This window comes from Bacillus sp. NPDC077411 (assembly GCF_044543425.1).
Classification (GTDB): domain Bacteria; phylum Bacillota; class Bacilli; order Bacillales; family Bacillaceae_G; genus Bacillus_A; species Bacillus_A bruguierae.
In genome coordinates, this window is record NZ_JBITWA010000003.1 from 56,077 (window position 1) to 80,854 (window position 24,778).

26 protein-coding genes and 3 pseudogenes are annotated in these 24,778 nt (G+C 35.2%); 24 read left to right on the forward strand and 5 right to left on the reverse strand.

The genetic code is table 11. The features are described from left to right. The first annotated feature begins 872 nt into the window (after positions 1–872). The 8 genes and pseudogenes from ACIGHG_RS05895 to ACIGHG_RS05930 all read left to right on the forward strand — a co-directional run. On the forward strand, positions 873–2,813 hold the full coding sequence (locus tag ACIGHG_RS05895) for a lasso peptide isopeptide bond-forming cyclase (protein ID WP_336472422.1): 1,941 nt from the start codon (positions 873–875) through the stop codon (positions 2,811–2,813). 14 nt (positions 2,814–2,827) lie between these two features. Continuing rightward, on the forward strand, positions 2,828–2,983 hold the full coding sequence (locus tag ACIGHG_RS05900; RefSeq protein ID WP_139207593.1) for a paeninodin family lasso peptide: 156 nt from the start codon (positions 2,828–2,830) through the stop codon (positions 2,981–2,983). 158 nt (positions 2,984–3,141) lie between these two features. Next, entirely contained in the window at positions 3,142–4,068 is a 927-nt protein-coding gene (locus tag ACIGHG_RS05905) for an HPr kinase/phosphorylase (RefSeq protein ID WP_396547569.1), read from the forward strand. 3 nt (positions 4,069–4,071) lie between these two features. Further along, positions 4,072–4,371: a lasso peptide biosynthesis PqqD family chaperone gene (locus ACIGHG_RS05910; RefSeq protein ID WP_336472424.1), complete on the forward strand. Its 300-nt coding sequence runs from the start codon at positions 4,072–4,074 to the stop codon at positions 4,369–4,371. Positions 4,372–4,410: 39 nt separating this feature from the next. Then, on the forward strand, positions 4,411–4,863 hold the full coding sequence (locus ACIGHG_RS05915; protein WP_336472425.1) for a lasso peptide biosynthesis B2 protein: 453 nt from the start codon (positions 4,411–4,413) through the stop codon (positions 4,861–4,863). Positions 4,864–4,884: 21 nt separating this feature from the next. Further along, on the forward strand, positions 4,885–6,072 hold the full coding sequence (locus ACIGHG_RS05920; RefSeq protein ID WP_396547572.1) for a nucleotidyltransferase domain-containing protein: 1,188 nt from the start codon (positions 4,885–4,887) through the stop codon (positions 6,070–6,072). A gap of 13 nt (positions 6,073–6,085) precedes the next feature. Then, a complete protein-coding gene (locus tag ACIGHG_RS05925) occupies positions 6,086–7,888 on the forward strand; it encodes an ABC transporter ATP-binding protein (protein ID WP_336472427.1) in 1,803 nt (600 codons plus the stop codon). Positions 7,889–8,173: 285 nt separating this feature from the next. Next, positions 8,174–8,260: pseudogene (locus ACIGHG_RS05930) on the forward strand (hypothetical protein); the annotation flags it as partial. Between the two features lie 101 nt (positions 8,261–8,361). Here ACIGHG_RS05930 and ACIGHG_RS05935 read toward each other — a convergent pair. Beyond that, on the reverse strand, positions 8,362–9,189 hold the full coding sequence (locus ACIGHG_RS05935; RefSeq protein WP_336472581.1) for a peptidoglycan-N-acetylglucosamine deacetylase: 828 nt from the start codon (positions 9,187–9,189) through the stop codon (positions 8,362–8,364). A 223-nt stretch (positions 9,190–9,412) separates the two neighbouring features. Between ACIGHG_RS05935 and ACIGHG_RS05940 the strand changes: the two genes are divergently transcribed. From ACIGHG_RS05940 to ACIGHG_RS05950, 3 genes are read left to right on the forward strand one after another with little or no spacing between them, the layout of a single operon-like run. Then, positions 9,413–9,724: a PadR family transcriptional regulator gene (locus ACIGHG_RS05940; RefSeq protein ID WP_336472428.1), complete on the forward strand. Its 312-nt coding sequence runs from the start codon at positions 9,413–9,415 to the stop codon at positions 9,722–9,724. Positions 9,725–9,727: 3 nt separating this feature from the next. Then, positions 9,728–10,273 (forward strand): DUF1700 domain-containing protein, encoded by a 546-nt coding sequence (locus tag ACIGHG_RS05945; RefSeq protein WP_396547575.1) that lies wholly within the window; start codon positions 9,728–9,730, stop codon positions 10,271–10,273. 5 nt (positions 10,274–10,278) lie between these two features. Next, positions 10,279–11,097, forward strand: coding sequence for a DUF4097 family beta strand repeat-containing protein (locus ACIGHG_RS05950; RefSeq protein ID WP_336472430.1), 819 nt, complete (start codon positions 10,279–10,281; stop codon positions 11,095–11,097). Positions 11,098–11,121: 24 nt separating this feature from the next. Here ACIGHG_RS05950 and lexA read toward each other — a convergent pair whose 3' ends face one another. Beyond that, the gene (gene lexA, locus ACIGHG_RS05955) at positions 11,122–11,742 is read right to left on the reverse strand and encodes a transcriptional repressor LexA (protein WP_336472431.1); all 621 of its coding nucleotides are present in this window, start codon (positions 11,740–11,742) and stop codon (positions 11,122–11,124) included. Positions 11,743–11,883: 141 nt separating this feature from the next. On the opposite strand from lexA, the gene ACIGHG_RS05960 reads away from it, so the two are divergent. Both ACIGHG_RS05960 and ACIGHG_RS05965 read left to right on the forward strand, forming a co-directional pair. Next, a complete protein-coding gene (locus ACIGHG_RS05960) occupies positions 11,884–12,540 on the forward strand; it encodes a YneB family resolvase-like protein (RefSeq protein WP_090913100.1) in 657 nt (218 codons plus the stop codon). A gap of 45 nt (positions 12,541–12,585) precedes the next feature. Beyond that, positions 12,586–12,825, forward strand: a complete 240-nt coding sequence (locus tag ACIGHG_RS05965; protein ID WP_154709338.1) for a DUF896 domain-containing protein — start codon at positions 12,586–12,588, stop codon at positions 12,823–12,825. A gap of 45 nt (positions 12,826–12,870) precedes the next feature. Here the strand turns inward: ACIGHG_RS05965 and ACIGHG_RS05970 are convergent, their stop codons facing one another. Beyond that, the gene (locus tag ACIGHG_RS05970) at positions 12,871–14,454 is read right to left on the reverse strand and encodes a bifunctional metallophosphatase/5'-nucleotidase (RefSeq protein WP_396547578.1); all 1,584 of its coding nucleotides are present in this window, start codon (positions 14,452–14,454) and stop codon (positions 12,871–12,873) included. A 180-nt stretch (positions 14,455–14,634) separates the two neighbouring features. On the opposite strand from ACIGHG_RS05970, the gene ACIGHG_RS05975 reads away from it, so the two are divergent. From ACIGHG_RS05975 to ACIGHG_RS05990, 4 genes and pseudogenes are all read left to right on the forward strand, one after another. Then, complete coding sequence (locus ACIGHG_RS05975) at positions 14,635–15,369, forward strand: MerR family transcriptional regulator (RefSeq protein WP_336472433.1); 735 nt, start codon at positions 14,635–14,637, stop codon at positions 15,367–15,369. A gap of 148 nt (positions 15,370–15,517) precedes the next feature. Then, entirely contained in the window at positions 15,518–15,994 is a 477-nt protein-coding gene (locus ACIGHG_RS05980; protein WP_336472434.1) for a coproporphyrinogen III oxidase, read from the forward strand. 7 nt (positions 15,995–16,001) lie between these two features. After that, a pseudogene (locus ACIGHG_RS05985) lies at positions 16,002–16,088 on the forward strand (cell division protein SepF); the annotation flags it as partial. Between the two features lie 78 nt (positions 16,089–16,166). Then, positions 16,167–16,358 carry a DUF3954 domain-containing protein gene (locus ACIGHG_RS05990; protein WP_336472435.1) on the forward strand — a complete coding sequence of 64 codons (192 nt, stop codon included), beginning with the start codon at positions 16,167–16,169 and terminating at the stop codon, positions 16,356–16,358. 661 nt (positions 16,359–17,019) lie between these two features. On the opposite strand, the gene ACIGHG_RS05995 is transcribed toward ACIGHG_RS05990, so the two are convergent. Next, on the reverse strand, positions 17,020–17,331 hold the full coding sequence (locus ACIGHG_RS05995) for a hypothetical protein (RefSeq protein ID WP_336472436.1): 312 nt from the start codon (positions 17,329–17,331) through the stop codon (positions 17,020–17,022). Positions 17,332–17,493: 162 nt separating this feature from the next. On the opposite strand from ACIGHG_RS05995, the gene ACIGHG_RS06000 reads away from it, so the two are divergent. After that, positions 17,494–17,805 carry a hypothetical protein gene (locus ACIGHG_RS06000; RefSeq protein WP_396547581.1) on the forward strand — a complete coding sequence of 104 codons (312 nt, stop codon included), beginning with the start codon at positions 17,494–17,496 and terminating at the stop codon, positions 17,803–17,805. A gap of 45 nt (positions 17,806–17,850) precedes the next feature. Here ACIGHG_RS06000 and ACIGHG_RS06005 read toward each other — a convergent pair whose 3' ends face one another. After that, on the reverse strand, positions 17,851–18,063 hold the full coding sequence (locus ACIGHG_RS06005) for a hypothetical protein (RefSeq protein WP_336472437.1): 213 nt from the start codon (positions 18,061–18,063) through the stop codon (positions 17,851–17,853). A gap of 316 nt (positions 18,064–18,379) precedes the next feature. On the opposite strand from ACIGHG_RS06005, the pseudogene ACIGHG_RS06010 reads away from it, so the two are divergent. From ACIGHG_RS06010 to ACIGHG_RS06035, 6 genes and pseudogenes are all read left to right on the forward strand, one after another. After that, positions 18,380–18,748 (forward strand): annotated as a pseudogene (locus ACIGHG_RS06010) (ArpU family phage packaging/lysis transcriptional regulator); the annotation flags it as partial. 297 nt (positions 18,749–19,045) lie between these two features. Further along, a complete protein-coding gene (locus ACIGHG_RS06015; RefSeq protein ID WP_336472438.1) occupies positions 19,046–20,251 on the forward strand; it encodes an LVIVD repeat-containing protein in 1,206 nt (401 codons plus the stop codon). A gap of 118 nt (positions 20,252–20,369) precedes the next feature. Continuing rightward, a complete protein-coding gene (locus tag ACIGHG_RS06020) occupies positions 20,370–20,798 on the forward strand; it encodes a hypothetical protein (RefSeq protein WP_336472439.1) in 429 nt (142 codons plus the stop codon). Positions 20,799–21,737: 939 nt separating this feature from the next. Then, the gene (tkt, locus tag ACIGHG_RS06025) at positions 21,738–23,738 is read left to right on the forward strand and encodes a transketolase (RefSeq protein ID WP_336472440.1); all 2,001 of its coding nucleotides are present in this window, start codon (positions 21,738–21,740) and stop codon (positions 23,736–23,738) included. A gap of 204 nt (positions 23,739–23,942) precedes the next feature. Next, the gene (gene sirA / locus ACIGHG_RS06030; RefSeq protein ID WP_336472441.1) at positions 23,943–24,383 is read left to right on the forward strand and encodes a sporulation inhibitor of replication protein SirA; all 441 of its coding nucleotides are present in this window, start codon (positions 23,943–23,945) and stop codon (positions 24,381–24,383) included. A 78-nt stretch (positions 24,384–24,461) separates the two neighbouring features. Beyond that, a complete protein-coding gene (locus tag ACIGHG_RS06035; protein WP_035436970.1) occupies positions 24,462–24,686 on the forward strand; it encodes a YneF family protein in 225 nt (74 codons plus the stop codon). The last annotated feature ends 92 nt before the right edge of the window (positions 24,687–24,778 follow it).

A 24,778-nucleotide genomic window follows, 5' to 3' on the forward strand; every position in this document is an offset into this window, starting at 1 on the left:
GATTGTAAGCGCTTTTACGAAACATAACAGTATTACCCCATCTCAAAGTTTGAAAGAAAATAAAGAAGTTATGCGGGAGATAAACTACTGGTAAATATCTACTTAGATGTGATTGAGCTCCCGTTGATATAATTTTCAGTTTATTTTTATAATTCACCCTTCGTTTTATAGGGGTGGATTATAAAAATAATACAAAATATTCAAATAATTATACTGGTATTTAAATTGCAAAAAAGAAGGGGGATGAATAGTTCTGTAGTTACATTTATTTTGAATTATATAAAAAAAACATTTACAAATAGAATATCATTATATAAAATGAAAACAAGTTCGTTATACAGAACGAAGATAAACCAAAATGTTTACCTTCAGGAAAATATATTCGTTTAAACAAGAGAATGTACATTCTTAACCCAGTCTATATCCAAAGGGTTGAAGAAATGGATAAAATATACTTTTGAGACGAAAATTCTCTATAATGAACTTCAGCGATAAAAACTTTTTTGCTGAAAATATGGGATATGAATTGACATAACAAAAGGGAAATGATAATTTATATCTTGTAATTGTTCTTTTTACAGAACAAAAATAGTAATATAATAAAAAATTATATGTATAGAATTAGTTCGTAGATTTTATTTGTGATATTTATTGAACAAAACAGAATCGTTCTTTAAATAGAACGAATATAAGTAATAATAATATAGAGGATTAATTACATATTAGCGATTATTTATCCCGTGTCAGTAATCCTTACCTTCAGATTCTGAGGAATCCATAAAAAATAGGTGGAGATGAAGAAAACCTCATTGATAGACGTCTCACATTATCCGATTGGATTTTACTTATTTGCTGCAAAACAGGAGGAAAAAATGAGTGCTATAACTGGAATTTTACATTTTAACAACGAGTCTATACCGATTGAATACGGCATTAGATTAATGAGGGATTTGCAAAAATATCCCGCTGATGATGTTCAAATATGGCACAAAGAAAGCGTTTTCCTTGGCTGTCACGCACAATGGATCACCCCGGAGTCTATTGGTGAACAATTGCCTTTTTATGATTACGAAAGGAAATTGGCGATTACAGCAGATGCTATAATCGATAATCGTGAGGAGTTATTCGAGAGGTTACAAGTGGATTATGCTGATAGAAAAAAGATAACAGATAGTCAGTTAATTTTGCTCTCCTATCAAAAGTGGGGGGAAGAAGCTCCTAAGTATTTGGTAGGCGATTTTGCTTTTATGATTTGGGATGAGCGAAATCGAAAAATGTTTGGAGCAAGAGACTTTTCTGGGAGCCGAACTCTGTATTATTGCTCCAATCAACAACAATTTGCTTTTTGTACGACAATACAGCCATTGCTGTCTTTACCTTACGTTCAAAAGCAATTAAATGAACAGTGGCTTGCTGAATATTTGGCTATATGTGGAATGGTTGATGTAGCCGATACCACTATAACGCCTTATAAAAATATAGAACAAGTACCACCATCTCATAGCATTATAGTAGTTGGGAATAAAGTAACGCTTTCGAGATATTGTACGCTAGTTCCAGAAAGAAAGCTTCGCTTAAAGTCAAATGAAGAGTATGTAGAAGCATTTCAAGAAGTTTTTCAAGAGGCTGTTACATCTCGAGTACGAACTCACCGACAAGTTGGAGCACAGTTAAGCGGAGGATTGGATTCGGGTTCTATTGCGAGCTTTGCTGCCAAAGTTTTACGTGAAGAAAACAAACCATTACATACATTTAGCTACATACCATCAAATGATTTTGAGGATTTTACACCTAAACATCTAATGCCGGATGAGCGACCGCTTATTAAAGAAACGGTACGATATGTAGGAGGTATAGAAGACAATTATTTAGATTTTAAGGGAAGGGATCCATTTTCTGAAATAACGGATTTCCTCGGAATAATGGAGATGCCATATAAATTCTTTGAGAATTCTTTTTGGATGAAAGGAATGTTTGAGGAAGGGTACAAGGAAGACGTTGGAGTCCTTTTAAATGGTGGAAGAGGAAATCTATCTATATCATGGGGATCAGCTCTGGATTATTATGCTCTTCTTTTAAAAAGGCTAAAGTGGATTCGCCTAGCCCAAGAATTGCATCAATATAGTAAAAATGTAGGTGGAGCTCGATTGCGGAGGTTACCATTCATTGCGAGGTTGGCATTTCCGTCTATTGATCGACTATTCTCATCAGATACGTCGTATATATTTCCGATGGTAATTAATCCGGATTTTGCAAAAAAGATGGATGTGTTTAATAAACTTAGGGAATATGGAATTGATGAAACGGGATGGTTTTCTGCAGCGAACATATATGAACAAAGAAAAAGTCACTTTGAAGAGTTGTTTCACTGGAATGCAAGTAATACAGTGGCAACAAAATTGTCATTGCACTATTCATTGTGGAAACGCGATCCAAGTAATGACATACGTGTGATTCGTTATTGTTTATCTGTACCAGAAGAACAATATGTACAAAATGGATTGGATCGTGCGTTGATTCGTAGATCTACCGAAAAGTATTTGCCTGATAAAGTACGATTAAATCAACACATTCGAGGTGTACAAGGAGCAGATTGGGTTCATCGAATGAGTCCGCACTGGAATATGTTTATAGAAGAATTAGAGCGAATGAGTACAGACCAAAAAGCTTTAGAATTTTTAGATGGTCAAGCAATAAAGAAAGCGCTATTAAAAGCTCAAGAGGGGCCTCTTTTAGAACGTGCAATCGATCCTGATTATAAGATTTTAATGCGTAGCTTAATTGTTTATCGATTTATTCAACAATTTACTTGAAAGGAGGTGAGAATATGAAAAAGGAATGGCAACAACCTGTATTAGAAGTACTTGATGTTAACATGACAATGGCTTCAACAGTTTATGGTCCATATACTGATGAAGCATATAACCCTGGTCACCCTGTTGATCCAAAAGATCCTAATACTTGGAACCGCTTTACTAGCTGAGTAAGGAGTAGCATATACAATTTATCTTGCTGAATGTGTATCTATGAAACTTCGTAAAATGTTCTTATTTTTAAGTTTGTATATGCTAAAAAGACCTTTATACTTTTTTATTGTATAAAGGTCTTTAATTTAACCATGGATATATTGGAGTGAAAATAATGCTAGAAACTGAAAAAAAGGTTATGTATAAAGCCTTTGATTTCAAAATTTTAAGTGATATTCCTTTGCCGGAATTACATCAAATAAATGAACAAGAGGTTTCAATAGACATTGAAATTCTAATTGATAATATATCGAGTTTTCCCTCTGAATTAGTAGATGCACCATTTAAACATGTTGTTAAAGATAATCAAGTGATGTTTTATGTTCCTGAGGTGGGCTTTTTTTCCGCTCAAGAGGGAAAAAGGATAACAGTTTGCCCACTTGATGGTGCAGATGATAGTTTGGTCCGTCTCTATATTCTTGGAACGTGTATGGGTGTGGTATTGATGCAAAACAAAATACTTCCTCTGCACGGCAGTGCTGTAGTAATTGATGGAAAAGCATATGCTTTTGTAGGTGAGTCAGGTGCTGGAAAGTCGACGTTGGCTTCAGCTTTTTTAAAGAGAGGATATAAACTTCTAAGTGATGATGTAATCGCTGTATCTCTTTCTCATGAGAATGTTCCTTTTGTCACACCATCTTATCCACAGCAAAAGCTGTGGCAAGAGAGTCTTGATAATTTTGGTATGGATAAAAGTCAATATAAATCAATATATGGTAGAGAAAATAAATATAGTGTCCCAGTTTCTTCTCATTACTTTTCTACCCCAGTACCACTTGCGGGTGTATTTGAACTAGTGAAGACAGAGAACGAAATAGTTGAAATACAACAAGTTGAAAAACTTGAACGTTTACATACCATTTTCCGTCAAACTTATCGTAATTTTATTATTCCACGTTTAGGATTAATGGACTGGCACTTTCACATCTCTACAAATATTGTAAATAAGCTTGCTGTTTATCGATTAAGTCGACCGTTGTCTGGATTTAGTGCTCCGCAACTAGTTGACCTAGTAATAAACACTGTAAATAAAGGAGAATAAGTGATGTCAAAAAAACTTTTATTAAATCAATTTGTTGCACAAGTCCCAGGGAATATAGTAAGTGATATGGATGGAGAAAAAGTGATGTTAAGTATTTCTAATGGGAAATACTACAATTTAGGTGAAGTAGGTGGAACTATATGGGAGCTTATAGAGAAACCAATATCGGTTACCAAAGTGATTACTGAATTAATGCAAGAGTATGAGATAGATCAATCTACATGTGAAAAGCAAGTTATTTCTTTTTTAGAGCTCTTGTTAGATGAAGCTTTGGTTGAAATCGTAGAAGATGCAGCCGAGTAGTCTAGTATTTTATCCTAGATAAGAAGTAGGGAAGTGTGTATGAATATAATAAAAAAGATACGAACGTTTCTTTCATTAGATATGAAAACAATATTTTTATTTATAGAGGCTTATATTTATTTGGGATGGGCTCGTATTCTTAAAGGCATGCCATTCTCTAAGATTGCTCCTACATTAGGCGTTCCTATGGATGAAACATCTTTAAGTTATAATGAGTCTAATAAATTCGTATTGAGAGATATTTCCGAAGCAATACATATTATGAGCCGTCATACCTTTTGGGAAAGTAAGTGTCTTGTAAGGGCAATAGCTGGTATGAAAATGCTAGAGAGACGACAAATGGAGAGTACACTATATTTAGGAACTGCGAAGGATGAAAACGGAAATATGATTGCTCATGCATGGTTGCGTAGCGGTCCTTTTTATATTACTGGAGCAGAAGAAATGAAGAGGTTCACTGTAGTTAGTAAATTTGCTAGAAAAATTGGTTAAAAAATCTTGAAGGAGAATATCATGCATAATAGTTGTGGGCTTGATTTAAAATGTGTGCCTAAGGAGCTCAAATTGCAGCTGGAAATCATGAAAAGAGAAACTGCTGCGGAGCTACAAGAAATCGATAAGGCTTGGTTTGCAAACATTGATTGGGATAAATTTCTCGAATTAACGATTCATCACCGTGTGTATTCGTTCATTTATCCAAAGATGAAAGAATTGGATGGAAATTTGGTTCCTGTACATGTCATACAAACTTTACATCAATATTTTAAGATGAATACATTTCAAATGCTTCATTTAAGTGCAGAAATGGAACATATGAGTAAATTGTTTGCTGAAAACGAAATTCGTCTCCTTGTTTTAAAAGGTCCTGTACTTGCTGATGATCTTTATGGTGATATTTCTCTACGTACCTCGAGCGATTTGGATGTTCTCATTTCTTTACATAATCTCGATAGAGCGGAAGAACTTTTATTGAACCTTGGCTATGTTAAAGATGATTATATTGTTAGCGTTTTAAATGATTGGAAATGGAGACATCATCATATAACATATATTCATCCTCAGAAGAACATTAAGATCGAAATTCATTGGAGATTAAATCCTGGTCCAGGAAAGGAACCACATTTTGAGGAACTATGGAATCGAAAGAGAATAAGTTCTCTTACTAGTACCCCTGTTTACATTTTAGGTAGAGAGGATCTATTTTTATTTCTAGTTTCTCATGGTGCACGTCATGGCTGGTCAAGGCTGCGTTGGTTAGTAGACATTAATCAAATTGTAAAGCAACAACTTGATTGGGAAAAAACTATTAAGTTATTGAAGAAAAATTATTACTTCCATGTAGGTGGTCAAGCATTGTTTTTAACTTCGCAGTTACTAAAAACTCCATTAATTGAAGAAGTGGAACCATTGTTATCTGGAAACCGTCCGAAGACGTTAGCGCAGGAAGCAGTATTTTATTTGGAAAGAATGGTGAACTTACATACAGATCCAGTTCCAGATGATGTAGCAATGTACCATAGTCGTCACTTATTTTCATTAATGTCTTATCAGCAAAAGTTTTTATATACTATGAGTTGTCTTTATCCCTATCCAATTGATGCTGAAACATTGCCGTTACCTAAGCAACTTCATATGTTGTACTTTCCTTTACGTCCTATTTTATGCATCTGGAGAAGAGTAAGAAAGCACGAATTATCATGAGGAGGACAAAATAGTGGAACATCTCTTATATTTTGCAAAGAAGTTACATTCTTTTTCTGGGAAAATATTGTATATAAATTTATTAGGGATGGCTTTAGTCAGTCTTTTGGAGGGAATAGGAATTCTTTTATTAATTCCTATGATAAGTATCAGTGGAGTTGTAAAGGTAAATAATGGTTCAACTCCAGTTCCAGAGATGTTTAAATTTCTGCACAATATTCCTGAAACAATAAGTTTGTTGCTTATTTTAGGCATTTATATCTTTTTGGTAATAGCTCAGTCCCTCTTACAGCAAAATCTTACCCTTCGCAATACAAAAATTCTTATAAATTTTACAAATCATATAAGATTGGAAATTTATCGTGCTTTATTACAGGCTAATTGGACTTTCTTTGTGAAAAAGAGGAAGTCTGATCTTATCAGTGCAATGACCGATGAATTAGGACGCGTTGTAAATGGAACAAATTTATTTTTTCAGATGTTAACTGCTCTTATTTTTACACTAATACAGTTTGGAATCGCCTTATGGTTATCTGTAAAGATTACAATTTTTGTACTATTCGCTGGTTTAGTACTTGCCTATTTTTCTAGACATTTTATAAAAAAATCAAGAGCGCTAGGAAATCGAACATCTGAGATAGCCAGAAGTTATCTTGGGGGTATAACAGACTATTTTAATGGAGTTAAAGATATTAAAAGTAATATGTTGGAAGAGTCTAGATATACATGGTTGCATACTTGGTGCCAAAAGATAGAGCAAGAGCAACTGGCATTTATTAAATTGAAAAATAGCTCACAACTTTTTTATAAAGTTACATCGTCTATTCTAATTGCATTTCTTGTTTTTGCATCTGTAAAACTATTCCAAGCTCAGCCAGCGCAATTAATATTAATTATCCTTATTTTTTCTAGATTATGGCCGCGATTTACAACTATTCAGTCTAACCTGGAACAACTTGCTGCAAGTGTTCCTGCTTTTAAGTCTTTAATCGAATTGCAGGAAGAATGCAACAAAGCCGCGGAACTGCAGGATATAGAACGACAATACAAAGATGTAAAACCGATGTCTATAGAACAAGGAATTGAATGCCGGAATATGTATTTCCGCTACAACTCGCAGGAATCCTTATATGCTCTTCGAAATATCAATTTCGAGATACCTTCCAACTGCATGACGGCTATTGTCGGTCCTTCGGGAGCTGGAAAAAGTACCTTAATTGATATTTTAATGGGACTCATGCAGCCAGAAAAAGGACAAATATTAATAGATGGTACTCCGCTCACAAGTGATAATTTATTGTCATTAAGAAAATCTATTAGTTATGTTCCGCAAGATCCATTTTTATTCAATGCAAGCATAAGAGAAAATTTGTTAATGATTGAACCAAATGCAAGTGAAGAACAAATTTGGGAGGCGCTGGAATTTTCGGCAGCTGCTGAATTTGTACGAAGACTTCCGCAAGGGCTTGATACATTCATTGGAGATCGCGGAGTTAGGCTTTCTGGAGGGGAACGACAACGGCTTGTACTAGCACGAGCTATTTTAAGAAAACCTTCGATTCTAGTGCTAGATGAAGCGACAAGTGCGTTAGATACGGAAAATGAAGCGAAAATTCAAACTGCTCTAGAAAGATTAAAAGGAAAGATGACTATTATCGTTATTGCCCACCGTTTATCAACGATACGCAATGCTGATCAAGTGCTTGTAATAGACAAGGGAGAAATCGTTCAAAAAGGAGCCTTTGTCCAATTGGCAAAAGAAGAAAGAGGTATGTTTAGTAAACTGTTAGGAAATCAGGTAGAAGTTAGCGTCTAGAGATAGTAGGTATTAGTAGCACGTCTTGACAGAACTAAATAAATACAAATTGAAAAACCGACATAAAAACCTCCTTTCTTTTTAAGGGAGGGACGAGAGCATTTGGCCGCGCATAGAAACGGTTAGGGCCTTTTCCTGCCACATGCAATGTTTAAAACAAAAGGAGTACATATTGTATTCTGCATAGCAGGTCGAGAAATTAAAATGAATATATATAGTTGATTTACGAGCTATATTAGTATAGGTATGAAATGAAAAACAGTAGGTGAAGTAAGTTGCGGTACGTTAGGTGTCCATTTACATTTCATTAAAGTGAAAGAAATTGAATGGGATATGTTCCGTACGCAAGTTCATCAATGGGAACGCGATTAATATATGACTCTTTACTAAGAGACCCGACCCCTCAACATGCAGCGTGTTGAGGGGTTTTTATTTTTGTGGGTAAACCACTTTTTCTTGATGGAAAGTTTACTTTATAGTCTTTGCTTTGAAGTATTAAACATTTTGGGGAGAGTCACGAACCGTGCTCCGTTAGATGTAAGGTCAGGAATAAATCGGTCGAGAGCGTCTACGGACCCCTGTAAATTCCCCCCTGGTGCAGTGTGTTGCAAGAGGATACTTCCAGGAAAAGCATTCCCTAATACTTTGTTAGTAACTTCTTTGGCATTTAAGCCTTTCCAATCTAATGTATCTACACTCCATTGAATAATCATAAAGTTTTGTTCGGTAGCCCACTTCACTTGATTTTCATTTATAATTCCATAAGGAGGCCGGAAGAATTTAGGGGAGTATCCGGTTAGCTTTTGTAATATTTTTTCTGTATTTAAAACCTGTTCATGATATTGTTTATCACCTACTTTTATTAAATTAGGATGATTATAAGTATGATTTCCCACGATATGCCCTTCGTTAACAATCCGTTCTACAACTTTAGGATATCTTTCAGCATTTTCACCTAATAGAAAAAACGTCGCTTTTACACCATGTTTTTTCAATTTATCTAATACTTGAGGAGTGTAGAGAGTATCTGGACCATCATCGAATGTGAGAGCAACTTCGGCCTTGTTATAAGGTCCTGCAAACGCATATGCATATTTTTCTACCCATGAAAAAGGAGTCCATGAGCCCCTGACTGTTGAACTCTTTTGTGAGATAGGAACGGTCTCCACGTAATTTAAAGGATAAAATGTATTTTGAACAAGTGGGTAAGGAATTTTTACAGAGGAAGTGTCGCATGGAATATTATAATAAGGAACATATTGAAAGGGAACTACTATTTGGTTTGGATAAAAATCGTACATCATTAAAATACCTCCTTAGAAAAGATAACAATCTCTTTAAAACTTTTATATGTCAATAATTGTAGTTTGGTTAGGAGAGAATGAAGAATTCCTCAATGAGAGGGATTTTCTCTATTTTGTAAAAAAACGGAATAGTACCTTGTGATGTTCAATACTGAATGATATATTATAATTAATAAGGTATCTTGCATTGAACAGTACTGGATGGAGAGGAGGATTACCTTTGAATGTTCAATTTAAAAAAGGGGTATTGGAGCTTTGTGTTCTTGCACTTGTAAGGAAACGAGATTGCTATGGCTATGAGTTAGTGCAGCAAATTTCAAATAAATTTTTAATATCTGAAGGCTCAGTGTATCCTTTGTTACGTCGTTTAACGAAAGAAGGATACTTTCAGACATATTTAAGAGAATCATCGGAAGGGCCTCCGCGTAAGTATTATCAGTTAACAAATCAAGGAGCAGATCAGCTCAATGCACTTGTGACAGAATGGCGTGATTTTGCAAGGGGAGTACAAGAAATTATTGAAGAGGTGTAAGGGATGACTAAAGAGAAATTTCTTCAAGAATTATCAGAACATCTTAGGAAGTTACCAGAAGAAGAGCGGAATGATATTTTATATGACTACGAGGAACATTTTCAATTTGGAATGGAAGAAGGGAAAACAGAGGAAGAAATTATAAAAGCACTTGGTTCCCCTAAGGCAATTGCTAAGGAAACGTTAGCGTCTCATCGTATAGAGCAGGTGAAGCATAATCCAACTTTTTCTAACTTGGCAAGAGCAATTGTAGCAATTATTGGACTCAGTTTTTTAAATTTGGTTGTTGTGTTAGGTCCGTTACTAGCGATTGGGAGTCTTATTTTAACGCTTTGGGCAGTTGGTGTTGTATTTGTTTTATCACCACTTCTTCTGTTAACAAAAATTGTTTTCGCTCAAATTTTTATTTTATCTGATGTATTTGCCATTATTATACTCTTCGGTGTTGGTTTACTTTTAGGGATTGCTGCGTATTATTGTACGATTTGGTTTAAAACACTTTTTGTTAAGTACGCATATTGGAATTTAAAAGTAATTAAAGGAGAGTAGATAAGATGAAAAAAATTGTGCTGATAGCAATTATTTGTATTGCAGTTGGGGGAATCGGTTTATTTTTTACAAGTTCAGCCTTTTTTATGAAAACTGCAAATGGATCAGCAGAAACAAAGAAATTGGAACAGAAACAATTTAAAAATGAGCAAATTAAAAACATTCATGTTGACACAGATGTTGGAGATGTTGTGATTGAAAAAGGTAAGACTGATTTGTTTGAGGTTCGGTATAGCGGCGATCAGGAAAAGCGAAAATTAGATGTAAACGAGAACGGTGAAATGCTACAGGTGGAAGTGAAAACGAAAAAGAGGCATATATTCGATTTTTCTTTTTTTTCATTTGATTTGAAAGATGAAAGCCTTACAGTTATTGTGCCTGAACGTGTATATAATAAAATTGAAGCAAAGACAGCAGCGGGAACGATTCATGTGCAAGATATTCAAGGCGAAGATATATCTGTGCATTCAGCAGCGGGCGATGTGGAAATGAAGGAAATGAAAGCGCAAAATGTAAAAGTGTCATCTAGTGCGGGAGAGGTTGTTCTTCATAAAGTGGAAGGGAAAGTGCATGCAGAGGCAGCGGCAGGAAGTGTAGAGATAACGCAGCATAATCCAGAGTATAGTGTTGAGGCGGATTCGGCAGCAGGAGATGTCAGTATTCAGCTGCAGGAAATGCCGAAAGATGCTGTTGTGAAAGGAGCTTCTCATGCAGGAGATGTTCAGATTTTCGGGAAAGAAAATAAAGAAATTACTTTAGGCAATGGAAAGATACAGATTAAAGGGAAAACAGCAGCCGGCTCTGTGACAATCGAAGCGAATTAAAAACAGACCAAATTTGGTCTGTTTTTAATGTAAATGACGATAGACACCAATTACTTTTCCAATAACAGAAACGTTATCTAAAATAATAGGTTCTAAAGAAGAGTTTTCTGGCTGTAAGCGGAAATGATCTTTTTCTTTGTAAAAACGTTTTACCGTAGCTTCGTTGTCTTCTGTTAAGGCGACAACGATTTCACCATTGTATGCAGATTGCTGCTGGCGAACAACAACTAAGTCTCCGTCAAAAATCCCTGCTTCAATCATACTGTCTCCAGAAATTCGTAACATAAATACTTGATCTGAGCCTGAAACGAGATTCGCTGGAAGTGGAAAATGTTCTTCTACACTTTCAACTGCTGTAATTGGTAAGCCGGCTGTAACTTTTCCGACAATCGGTACGTGAACGACTGGTTGCGTAGCTGATTGGATATTGTCGTTTCCTAAAATTTCAATCGCTCTCGGTTTTGTTGGATCGCGGCGAATGTATCCTTTTTCCTCTAAGCGAGATAAATGTCCGTGCACAGTAGAGCTAGAAGCAAGGCCGACTGCTTGACCGATTTCACGTACGGAAGGTGGATAACCTTTTTCTTGTACTTTTTGTTTAATGAAGTCAAGAATGTCTTGTTGCCGTTTCGTTAACTTCTCCATATTTTTCACACCTCGTTTTCTATAAATTTTCTTATTTGTATTATAACATGCAAGAAAACATTCTACAAACGTAAGTTCGAATAAAAGCTGCATTTATGGTAAAATATGATGTAAAAGGCGAGATAGAGAAGAGGGTATGAAATGAATGCGATTATTTATGCACGTGTGAGCACAACGAAAGAAGCGCAAGAAACATCATTAGTACGTCAAAAAGATGAATTATTGCATTTAGCTAGGCAGTATGACATGAATGTTGTAAGAGTAGTAGAAGAGAAAGCGAGCGGATATAGTATCGAACGAGATGGGATTTTAGAAGTGCTAGATGTCATTCGTGATGAACATGTTGATGTACTCCTTATTCAAGATGAAACGCGTCTTGGAAGAGGGAATGCGAAAATTGCCTTAATGCATTGTTTGAATAAAGAAGGAGTAAAAGTATATACACATGCACATAATGGCGAATTGCAGCTTTCTGATTCAGATTCAATGGTGCTTGATATTATTGGTATAGTAGAAGAATACCAGAGAAAGATTCATAATTTAAAGATTAAACGAGGAATGAAACGAGCTGTAGAAAATGGATTTCGTCCCGAAAAAAACTTGAAGAATCGGCATTTAAGCACAGGTCGTGAGAAAAAAGAAGTACCTATTGAAGAGATTGTTCGTCTGCGCCGCAATGAGTTAACATTTGAAGAAATTGCAGCAACGCTCCGTGGTTTTGGTCATAATGTATCAAAAGCAACAGTACATCGCCGGTATGTGGAATATACGAAGCAATTGCTTGATAAACAAGAGTAACTATTGTATGATAATAATCAGTTTGTAGTAGAAAGGGGATTCGAGATGCTAAGTCACGAACTCATTGAACGCATTAATTTCTTAGCGAAAAAAGCTAAAGCAGAAGGTTTAACGGAAGAGGAGCAACGTGAGCGTCAATCACTCCGTGAACAATATTTAAAAGGCTTTCGTCAAAATATGTTAAACGAATTGAAATCAATCAAAGTCGTTAATGAAGAAGGTAAAGACGTTACGCCGAAGAAGTTAAAAGAATTAAAAAAACAAGATAAAGCAAAGTTAAATTAAAAGATGGGCGCAGCCCATCTTTGTTTAATTTGATAGGAAAATTCGTTATGTAACAACTTTCCAATTATGATTCGTTGTCGCTTCGATTGTTTTTCGTTCTAATATGTAATTTGCAATGAGCTCAGATATATCAATTGGTATATCTTTTATAATGGGCTTATTTTGATACATAGCATAATTTCCGCCACCGCTTGCACGGTAATTGTTCATGACAACGTCATACTCTTGATGAAAGTGAATAGGAGCGCCTTTATATTGTAGGGAAACGACTCTTTCCCCTACTGGTTTTGAAATGTTTAATATGTATGAAATGCCTTCCCACATATCGTAATTATAATGCTGCGGTTTTGGTTCTATATATGCAGGGTTTACAATGATATTTCTATCTGTATCTAACGAGAAATATTCAGCAGTTAACTCAAGTGCCTCTTTTATATCTTTTCCTGTAACGCGAACAACTTTTAATGTATTTGGATAAATATAATTTGAAACAATATCTCTCATTGTAATCTGGTTTGGAAAGCCGGAAGATTCGTTATGAAACAGACTTGTACATGAAATATCTACTCCGGATACATCCATCTGTACTTTATTTATGAATTCGATAAAGGCGCAATCTTGTAAGCGAGTTTGCATCGCATCGTGAATCAACATATCACCAATAATGGAGCCAATAGGTTGGTCTAACCATTCTTGCGTTCGCTCTTCATATGTCGACACAAGTGAAAGCACCTTCTCATCTGCTGGAATACCTTCAATAGGTAATAATTCAGAATGACATTCTTCAATCATCCACTGGTTTTGATTCTTTGTTAAAGTGACATAGATTTTCCCTAATGAACGGCCATTGGATCCAGTTTGTAGAACAGTTACACCATTTACTTTTGCATGAGCAATATAGCGATGTTGATGCCCCGTTAATAAAATATCAATTTCTTCAATTTCTTGACACATTTCATATCCTTGATTTTCCCCTGTTAAAATCTCTGTTGGTTCTCCGGTTTGTAAGTCACGTTCAAAACCGCCGTGGTAGGCAACAATGAGTAAATGTGGTTGCTCTTGCTCTTTAATATAGGAAACCCACTGTTTTGTTGTTTCGAGTGCATTTTCGAATATTACATCTTCAATATGATGAGGCTGTTCCCAATTTGGAATGTAATGCGTTGTTACTCCTAAAACAGCAATTTTTATATCTGGATGTATATGTTTAATTATATATGGATTTCCAAAATAAGGTTTCCTTGTTTGTTTATTCATAATATTAGCGGCTAAATAAGGCATATTTGCATGAGCAACAGCTTTGTTTAATACGTCCATTCCGTAGTTAAATTCATGATTTCCAATAATCGCTGCATCATAACCGATATGATTGGCGATAATCGACATTGGATTTTCTTCATTCTGCATATATTTGGTGTAGTAATAAGTAAACGGAGTTCCTTGTATGAAATCACCGTTATCAATTACGAGAACATGATCATTCTGGGTGCGTTCCTGTGCAATGCGCGTTGCAATCTTTGCTAGTCCTAGTTCTGCATTTTCGTTATTTTGATAGTGTATCGGGTAGACCGTACCATGAATATCACTCGTTAATAAAATACTTACATTTACAATGTTGTTTTGATTCAATGTTATCAACCTTCTTTTATATAATCCATTCGCAGGCAATATCACAGTTAGTTTTCATATGTATTATCTACATTTGAAGTAAACATATATGCAACTGCGACTTTAGAAATTTTTTATCCTTTCGTGTTGACTCTTACGTTACGTTATACTTTATTGTATGTACTAAGGGAGGGCAAAACAATGACAATGAAAGTGAAAGAAGTAGCAGATTTAGTTGGTATTAGTGTGCGCACACTGCATCATTATGATGAAATTGGGTTATTAACCCCAGAGGAGACGACCGAATCTGGTTATCGCCTTTATTCCGATGATAATCTGGAGACATTGCAACAAATTCTATTTTTTAAAGAACTTGGCTTCCCTTTAAAGAAAATTAAAGAAATTATCGATAATCCTTCATTTGATCGACAAGAGGCACTTGTTTTGCATCGTAAAATGTTGCTTGAGAAGCGCTCTAGATTAGACAAAGTGATTTCGACGATTGATAAGACGATTCAACACTCGAAAGGAGAAATTCAAATGACAAACAAAGAAAAATTTGAGGGCTTTGATTTTAGTCAAAATCCATATGAGCAAGAAGCACGTGAAAGATGGGGAAATGAAGCGGTTGATAAGGCTAATAAAGCAGCGAGCAGTATGACGAAAGAGAAACAAGAAGAATATAATGCGATTTATAGGAAGCTTGCAATACTTCGTAATGATTCACCTGAATCAGAACAGGCTCAAGAAGCAATTCAAGAATGGTATAACTATTTGCAGAATTTTGGTCATTACTCATTGGATGCGTTTAAAGGTTTAGGACAAATGTATGTCGATGATGAACGATTTACAAAAAATATTGATCAATTCGGTGAAGGATTAGCGAAGTTTATGCAGGTTGCAATGGCTGTGTATGCTGATCGTAATAAGAAGTAAAATGTACACTTATAAGGTGAAAGGTCTTATTCTCCAAATGGAGGATAGGACCTTTTTTACGGTTATTAATTGCTAGATAAAATATTGCGTTCGAAACGATAAGAAAAGAAAGCAGGTGTTATATAATTAAGAAGAGAGGAGGAATGTTATGGCAATGCAACATGAATTTATCTTTGTTTCATATGAAAAGGGAGAGTTAAGTTCTGAAGATTTTTCTTGGAATAATAGGGGATTTTCTTATAAAGATGGTACAGCTGTTGAAGAATACGTCATTTTAAGTGATGAGTTTATTTTATATATAATAGATTTCTTGCGTTGGATTCCAACTTATAACCCTTCTAGAAGAGAGAATGGATTTGGTCTTCATTATCATGGCATCACTAAAATTGAGAAAGAAGGAGCAAATATAGCAGTAAATTTATTTTGTTCACTAATTCATTTGTTTTCATTAGCACCTGAAACAATGGAACTTACAGGATCATTTCAATGGACTGATGGTGATGATGGCGAATATGAAAAGCTATTTTTCAATCGAGATACTCTGTGTGCAGAATTACAATCTTTGGTTAAGTTATGTTATAAAGTGAAATGTGAAGAAGGATATATTTTACATTTTGGAATTTAATTTTGGAAGGGATAATAAACAACCGATTCCAATACGGCTTTACTTGTCAGTCGAACAAACATTTATCCCAGAAGATGTTGTGCAGTATTTATGAGATTACACAAAATAAAAAAGCCGAGATTACTCTCGACTTACTCCGATAAAGTAATTATAGTATACGGGAGTGGTTTCAGTGGGGATTATTAAAGGAAATATTGCAGAAATGAAAGCTGAAATAGATTTAAAAGAAAATAAGATTTATGTAGTGAAAGATGGACAAATCCATGAGATAGATCCACCAAACAGCGGACACGGTGAACAATCATTTGTATATAAAAATGGAAAAGTAACTCGTGTTGATGAGCGGAAAACACAGTTACTTTGATACCAATTTTGAATTTTGTAGGAAAGGAGAATAAGCAATGTTAAAAAAGGTGACAAAGTAGTAATGCATACATGTGGTGAAGCGGAACACTGTAATGGGCGAGTTTGGACTTGTAGTGCCGATGAATTTGTAAGAGGTGAAGGTATGTACAAACAAAACCTCGTTTTCTTAGAAGGATTCTGTAGGTGTTTCCTAACCGAATATCTTCAAAAGGTGAATTTGTAACAAAATCGTTATTTGAATTTAAAAGTCATTTCTCAATAATTCACTAAAAATCTGGTAAATATTGAAAAAGAAACGGAACTAATAATATAAGAATAAAGCCTACAACAGTTATGGATATAACTTTAATTAGACCTTTCTTTACCTCTTTTTCCAAATATAAACACCTCCGTATCGTTTGCATTTAATACTATCACTGTTTTTAAAATTTATAAAATGTTTTGATCAAATTTTATTTTAAAACTACAGTTGAATGTATCGAGGGAGAGTTCAGTATCGCCGTTTGTAAAGATGCAGTAAATCTATTTAGAGAAAACTAAACAAAAACGCTATTTTGTCAGGAAAGGAGAATGGATATGAAACGAATTGAAGCTAATGATTTTAATATCGTATCTTGGCTGATTGAAGAAGTAAAGCGTAAGTCTGAATAAAAACTTTATTAGTATGAATCATTAACTTCTTTTATATTCGTGGAAGAGGCATCTAATAGAAGAAAGATCGCTGCTATAATATGCAAAACAATTTCTATGTAAGGAAAGAATGCAACTAGAGCCGTAAGAATGCCTATATAATTAGCATAGGTTTTCATGCCTTCTTTTTTTGCTAATAAGATTGTAATGATATGCAAGGTGATTATTGCAAGTAGTGGTATCCCGTATAGGTAAATAAGTCCCTGAAGCAAATAGCAATGGATTAATAAAAGATGGAAGATACCTGTAGTCCATTTTAAAGCTTTTACGACTGCTTTCAAAACGAAACCTCCTAAAATAATTTCTATATATATTACCAAATATATGTGAATCACGATAGATATTTTAACAAATTACTTAACTATTGTTCTGTTATGAGAAGATGTTTAAACATAGCGGAAATTAATGAAAATTTCATTTTGTAGAGGAATGGGGTGACTAGATTGAGAGTCGATAAAATATTATCAGAGTTATGGCACTTAAGAGGTAATTTAGATGGTGGAATGATGACTCGTGAAGAGTACGAAAAAGAAGCTCAAGATATTGCTTTTATGGCAATAAACGCAATTAAAAAGTTACAGGAAGAAATAAGCCTTCTAAAGATACATGAATATCGCCAATTGTTTAATGAAAAAATGAAGTTAAAAGAGGAAAATGAATTTTTAAGAGATGACGTCCAAATTAGGGATGAGCGCATTGAGGAGCTTAAGAAGGAATTATATGCATTAAAAAGAGCAGCTAGCAAAGAAGGCTAACTGCTCAGGTTCAGAAATGGGTTGTCTACAGTATTGACGGAATATTTATTTTAAATCAAATTTACTTAAAGTAAACATCCCAGTAGATAAAATGGCTGCGCCTACTGCAGAACCTAGCCAGTCTCTCCAGCCTAATGTATTTAAAGGTGTGCCTGTTAAATTCATAATTATGAAGATAGCAAACATTAATACACCGAATGCTAAGCATCCCCAAAATGTTTGTAAAGATTTAATCATCTTCTTTCGGAACTTGTCCATATAAATCACCCTTACTAATACCTTTTATTTTTATAAATAAATTATCGCATGTATAAAGATTGAAAGTACAGAATATGCAATATTGCATATTGAAACTCAACAAAATAATCCTTTGAAACAAAAGGAAATAGCATTTTGACAGCCATTTAGTGTAAGTGGTATTCAACATTTGTTATTATGAATGGTATAATAATGAAAAATTTTTAGTCCTACTGGAAGAACCAGCGGACATCAAACTATAAAGAGCAGCAATCATGCTCTTTGGTTTGGTGTCCGCTTTTTGTTTGTTATCAAATAGACAAGGAGTGTTTTATATATGGAACAGTTAACATTCTTACCGAAAATTAATCGTAAAGCTACACAAGATCGTATAGAAGCAGTTCTTGAAAGTATTCGGATTTATAGACAATTTGGCATGATTAGAAATGAAATGAAAGTGACAGCTTCTTGTGAAGTGAGATATCACGGGCCAACAAATATGGCAGGTAATCCAGCTGAAGATGTTGCTCTTGAAAATGTAGAATTGAGTAAGCGAGAAGAAAGGCTACAACGCCTATCTTTTCAAGTGGATAAGACATTAAGTCGTTTTAGCAAGAATCAACGGGACATAATTGTAAAACGTTACTTGGAAGATGAAGAAATCTTTGATTATATGGTTTATAACGAGATTGGAATGAATGAACGGAAGTGCTTTTTATAAATAGTTTGAGAAGAAGTCTATTGGATTGATAATCTGTGTTTCTACCCATACCGCAAGTGTTCCATAGATAAAATAAAAAGGGCTTTTCCAACAAAGAATGTACGTCTACAGTAGGACAAGTACTCAGTCATCCAAACGCTTGTTACATAAAATGAAGAGAATAACTCATACATTCTTTGTTCATGAACTTGCAGGTTTATGAACGTTTAAATCACAAAAATAGGAGACCTATCTATGCATAGAATCAGATGATTTGAAGGTTTCCTAGAAAGGATGAGTATATTGTCTTTTCCTAACATCCCCAATATAACACCTACTATTTCTATTACTACTGCACAGACCATTCCATTGCTTTTAAGTTCCATTGCCCTAGAAGAATTAGCTCTGGCTCATATTGTCAATGCTGAGGCTGAAAAGCTTCAATTTGTTTTAGGAACATTACCGGAGGGGAAAACTACTCTTTCCCCTCCGATAGTTACGATATCCAATCTTCTTGCTATCGACTCCAGTGTGCAAAGAACCCTTCGTGACGTTATCAAAAAGGAAATGTTACTAGAGTTCAAGTTTGAAAACGTTCTGGATTTATTAGCTACTCTTCCTCCTGTGTTTCTTTTTGTATCAAGTCGTGACAATAACACGGTATCCATTTTTGATATCTCCAATCCTTCGAGTCCTGTACTTGTAGGGGAGTTTGGTGGTGCAGGGGAGTTAAATGGTCCTACCGAATTGGCGATTACCGGTAACACGCTTTACGTCTCAAATCAATTCGATAACACGATATCCATTTATGATATTTTCGTTCCTCCGGCTCCTATCGTCCCTCCAGCTCCTGTGCATTTTGTAAAGAAGTTTGGTATGGGAGAGTTAACTGGCCTTGCCGGATTGGCGATTACCGGTAATACTCTCTATGTCGCCAACCAATTCGCTAACACGGTATCCATTTATGATATTTCCGTTCCTTCGGATCCTATACATGTAGAGGGTGGGGATTTTGGTGAAGGATTAAATGGTCCTTTTGGATTGGCGATTACCGGTAACACTCTCTATGTCGCAAATCAATTCGCTAATTCGGGATCAATTTTTGATATTTCCGATCCTTCGTTTCCTGTACATGTAATTGAATTTAGTGGTGAAGGGGAGTTACATGACCCTACTGGATTAGCGATTAATGGTAATACACTTTTTGTCTCAAATTTTAGCAATAGTACGGTAGAACGGTATAATGTTTTCACTCCTACTGATCCTGTACATGTAGATGAATTTGGCGCTGGAGAGCTAAATGGTCCTATGGGATTGGTGATTGCCCCTCCTGTCCCTGTTTTCCCTCCTAATCCTTGTTATATCGCAAATCAATTGGCTAACACGGTATCGATTTATTCCCTTCCTTCAGATCCTATTGTTCCTCCGATTCCTATACGTGTTTTTGGTTCAGGCTTTTTACATGCTCCTACTGGATTAGCTGTTTTTACTCCGCCTTCTCCAGTCTAAAACGTTTTTAAAATAAAACAATTAGTTTTGGTAATAATTACAAATTCCCGATATATAATTATCATTGTGACATACGAATTAGTTCGCATGAACTATGTTTAAAAAGGAGGAGAATTACGTGGGGAAAATCAAAAAAATGATATCAATTGTGGGAATTATAGGAATGATGGTATTAGGTTTTTTGTTTATTTCACCACTACAAAACGCATCAGCAGCGGACATGGGGAGATTTACTACACAGTGGGGAACAAAAACAATTGGTACTGTTTGGGCATCAGGAGACAAAACAATTTGGATTAATGGTGTTAATAGATATCATAAAGATGGAACTGGACCTATAAAACCAGCGAATGTAGGAGCAATACAAGTAAGATTATGCACTGCTGGTACAAATAGCTGTACTAGTTGGAAATCATTCACTGAGACTTATAGTTGGCCATATTATAATGGAAATGCAAGATTTACTGGTATGAGAGGCGCGTATTATAACGTACAAATTACGGATGCTTGGGAAAATTATTATTTCACATATACTTGGTCTATTTAATCTTTTATATTTATAAAAAATTTTGATTAAAACTCATAAAGAATTCTTTAATGAAAAAGAAACTAAACTGTATAACTTTTTTCAAAACATCGCTATCAGGTTAACAAAAGTATACTGCCCCAAAACGATAAAATTGAGTAATTTACAAAAAAATTGTTTTAGGGTAATTCTAAATTCTTAAGTTGATGGCAATGTAAGGTGACCCCTTCTAAAATATCATTTTCGCATAGGGAAATGAGTTTTTATCTATTTGCGCCAATTTATCTCACGTCATATACTCAAATTGCATATTTTTCGACTTGATGTAGGAGATGGCGATAAAAAGCTACTCCTATTTTTTATACACATATATATTTATTAATAGAAGAAAACAAAATAGCATAGGATAAAGTCTAGTAGGGAATGAGATTTTATCTAAAATTTGTAAGTTAAAGTTTGCAAAGCGAAGGCACTTAATGCTTGTACATGATATGGTTGGCATTAGAAATGCAAATCGAATACTAAAAGAATTAGAACGATACGTAGATGTAACGGTTGTATTGTAATTGTCCAGATATTTGGTATATTGAAAAGCCTATAAAATTTCATTGTGATGGAGAAAATATTTGTATTATTCCAGGTGTAATGTTTAAAGATAATAATGGCTTACATGTAAGGATTATTTGCAGTAAAACATGATTTGTTTGTTAGAGTTTTTGTTATGCAGGACATATTTTAATTTGACCACATTTTTGACCACATTCTTTTTAAAAAAGCGTGAAAATCTAAAAAAGTATAGCAGATTGGAACCCTATACATTGTGGAAAATAGTACGTTTTTTTGAACAAATACGAAAAAACATCAACATATTTGTCGATACATGTTGTATAATCTTGCAAGGAAAGATATCATATAAATGTGTAAAACGTTTACTTTAATATAAGCGAAGGGAAGAATAGCATGACACATTCAATCGAACAACTTTCTATCAACACGATTCGCACATTATCCATTGATGCGATTGAAAAATCAAACTCTGGTCATCCAGGAATGCCAATGGGGGCAGCTCCAATGGCGTATACATTATGGACGAAATTTATGAAACATAATCCAAAAAACCCAACGTGGTTTAACCGTGATCGTTTCGTATTATCTGCAGGTCATGGTTCAATGTTACTATATAGCTTACTGCATTTAGCTGGTTATGACGTAACAATGGATGATTTAAAGAATTTCCGTCAATGGGGAAGTAAAACACCAGGTCACCCTGAGTTCGGTCACACACCAGGTGTAGACGCAACAACAGGTCCACTTGGACAAGGTATTGCAACAGCTGTAGGTATGGCGATGGCTGAAAGACATTTAGCAGCGAAATACAATCGTGATGAGTATAATCTTGTTGATCACAATACATATGCAATTTGCGGTGACGGAGACTTAATGGAAGGCGTTTCTGCTGAAGCATCTTCATTAGCAGCTCATTTAGGATTAGGTCGTCTAGTTGTGCTATATGATTCTAATGATATTTCATTAGATGGCGATTTAAATCGTTCTTTCTCTGAAAGTGTAGAAGATCGTTATAAAGCATACGGCTGGCAAGTAATCCGTGTTGAAGATGGAAACGATATCGAGGCAATTGCGAAAGCGCTTGAAGAAGCAAAAGCTGACGAAAAACGTCCAACATTAATCGAAGTAAGAACAACAATCGGATTTGGTTCACCAAACAAATCTGGAAAATCAGCTTCACATGGTTCTCCGCTTGGCGTAGAAGAAACGAAGTTAACAAAAGAAACATATGCTTGGGCATTTGAGCAAGACTTCCATGTACCAGAAGAAGTGTATGAAAACTTCCGTAAAACAGTACAAGATGCTGGTGAATCAGCACAAGCTGAGTGGAATAAAATGCTTGATGATTATGCGAAAGCATACCCAGAATTAGCAGCTGAACTGCAAGCAGCAATGAAAGGTCTTCTTCCAGAAGGTTGGGATAAGAACTTACCAACATACGAAATCGGTTCAAAAACAGCAACTCGTTCATCTTCTGGACAAATTATTAATGCAATTGCTGAATCTGTACCGTCATTCTTTGGTGGATCTGCAGACCTTGCTGGTTCTAACAAAACATATATGAACAAAGAAAAAGACTTCACAAGAGAAGATTATAGCGGCAAAAACATTTGGTATGGTGTACGTGAGTTCGCAATGGGTGCAGCAATGAATGGTATCGCACTTCACGGCGGTTTAAAAACTTACGGTGGTACGTTCTTCGTATTCTCTGACTACTTACGTCCAGCAATTCGTCTTGCTGCATTAATGCAACTGCCAGTAACATATGTGTTCACGCATGATAGTATCGCAGTTGGAGAAGACGGACCAACGCATGAGCCAATTGAACAGCTTGCAGCTCTTCGTGCAATGCCAAATGTAGATGTTATTCGTCCTGCTGACGGTAACGAATCTGTTGCAGCTTGGAAACTAGCGTTAGAATCTACAAAAACACCAACTGCATTAATCTTAACTCGTCAAGATCTTCCAACATTAGAAGGCGCAAAAGACGATACGTATGAAAAAGTTGCAAAAGGTGCATATGTAATTTCTCCAAGCAAGAAAGAAACTGCTGATGTAATCTTACTTGCAGCAGGATCTGAAGTAAGCTTAGCAATTGAAGCGCAAACAGCATTAGCAAAAGACGGTATTGATGCAACTGTTGTTAGCATGCCATCTATGGATCGCTATGAAGCGCAATCAGCTGAATATAAAGAATCTGTATTACCAAAAGCAGTAACGAAACGTTTCGCGATTGAAATGGGTGCTACTTTCGGATGGCATCGTTACGTTGGCCTTGATGGAGACGTATTAGGAATCGATACATTCGGTGCTTCTGCTCCTGGTGAAAAGATTATGGAAGAATACGGATTCACTGTAGAAAACGTTGTTCGCAAAGTAAAAGAAATGCTATAATGATTTTAGAAAAATCTCTCCAGCATGGAGGGATTTTTCTATGTAAAAGAAGTTATTTCGTTGTTTTTTTGCAGTAAAACCTACTGATGGAAGTTTTGCTTTATTCGACAGAAAAAGTTTTTTCTTTCTCCGCAGTCAGACAATCATTGCATATTTACTTCTATATAATGAAGGGAATAAGTTGTCCAATGCGGGAGGGAAAGTATGAGAACGTATGAACTATACTTAATTCAAGAAGATATTACGAAGACGTATTTCGGTCGTGAATTTTTATTGTTTGATTTGTTTACTCGTTTTGCACAGTCTCGTTCCCTTTCAGAAAAGAAAGTGCTGTATAAACAAATGAAGTATATAACGTTGCCTTTACAAGTAATGAAATTACATCATAAAATGGAACAAGCACTGCGGACATATGAGAAATATGAAAGAAATGATTATATGCATATAGTGTCTAATGGAAATGTATACGGTGAAGTGAGTATTAAATCGCAGTATATCCGAATGTACACTTCTGGAAATGTTGAGTTAGAAACAGCTATTTTTGAAGTGCTTAGAAAATGTGAAATGACATTTCTGGCGATGGATTATGAGAGTAAACAGTATGGATGGTTAAATCCTCTCAAACAAGTACGTACTTATATATAAAAAATGTCGAATACAATCTTGTCTTATTGAAAAGGTTTTAGTACACTGTAAGGTAGACAACATGAAGGAGGAAAATATATGTCAACTTGGGTAATTGTTCTATTGAGCGTATTAGCAGGACTAGCTGCAGGCGTGGCGTTAGGATTTTTTATCGCACGCAAATATATGATGAACTATTTACAAAAAAATCCACCAATTAATGAACAAATGTTAAAAATGATGATGATGCAAATGGGACAAAAACCATCCCAAAAGAAAATCAATCAAATGATGAGCGCGATGAACAAGCAACAACTGAAATAAGCGCTAGAAAGGGCACTCGAAGAGGAGTGCCCTTTTATTTTGTCTTCTAAAAATGTTTTAAACTTTAAAACATTCAGTATTTTTGATAAACT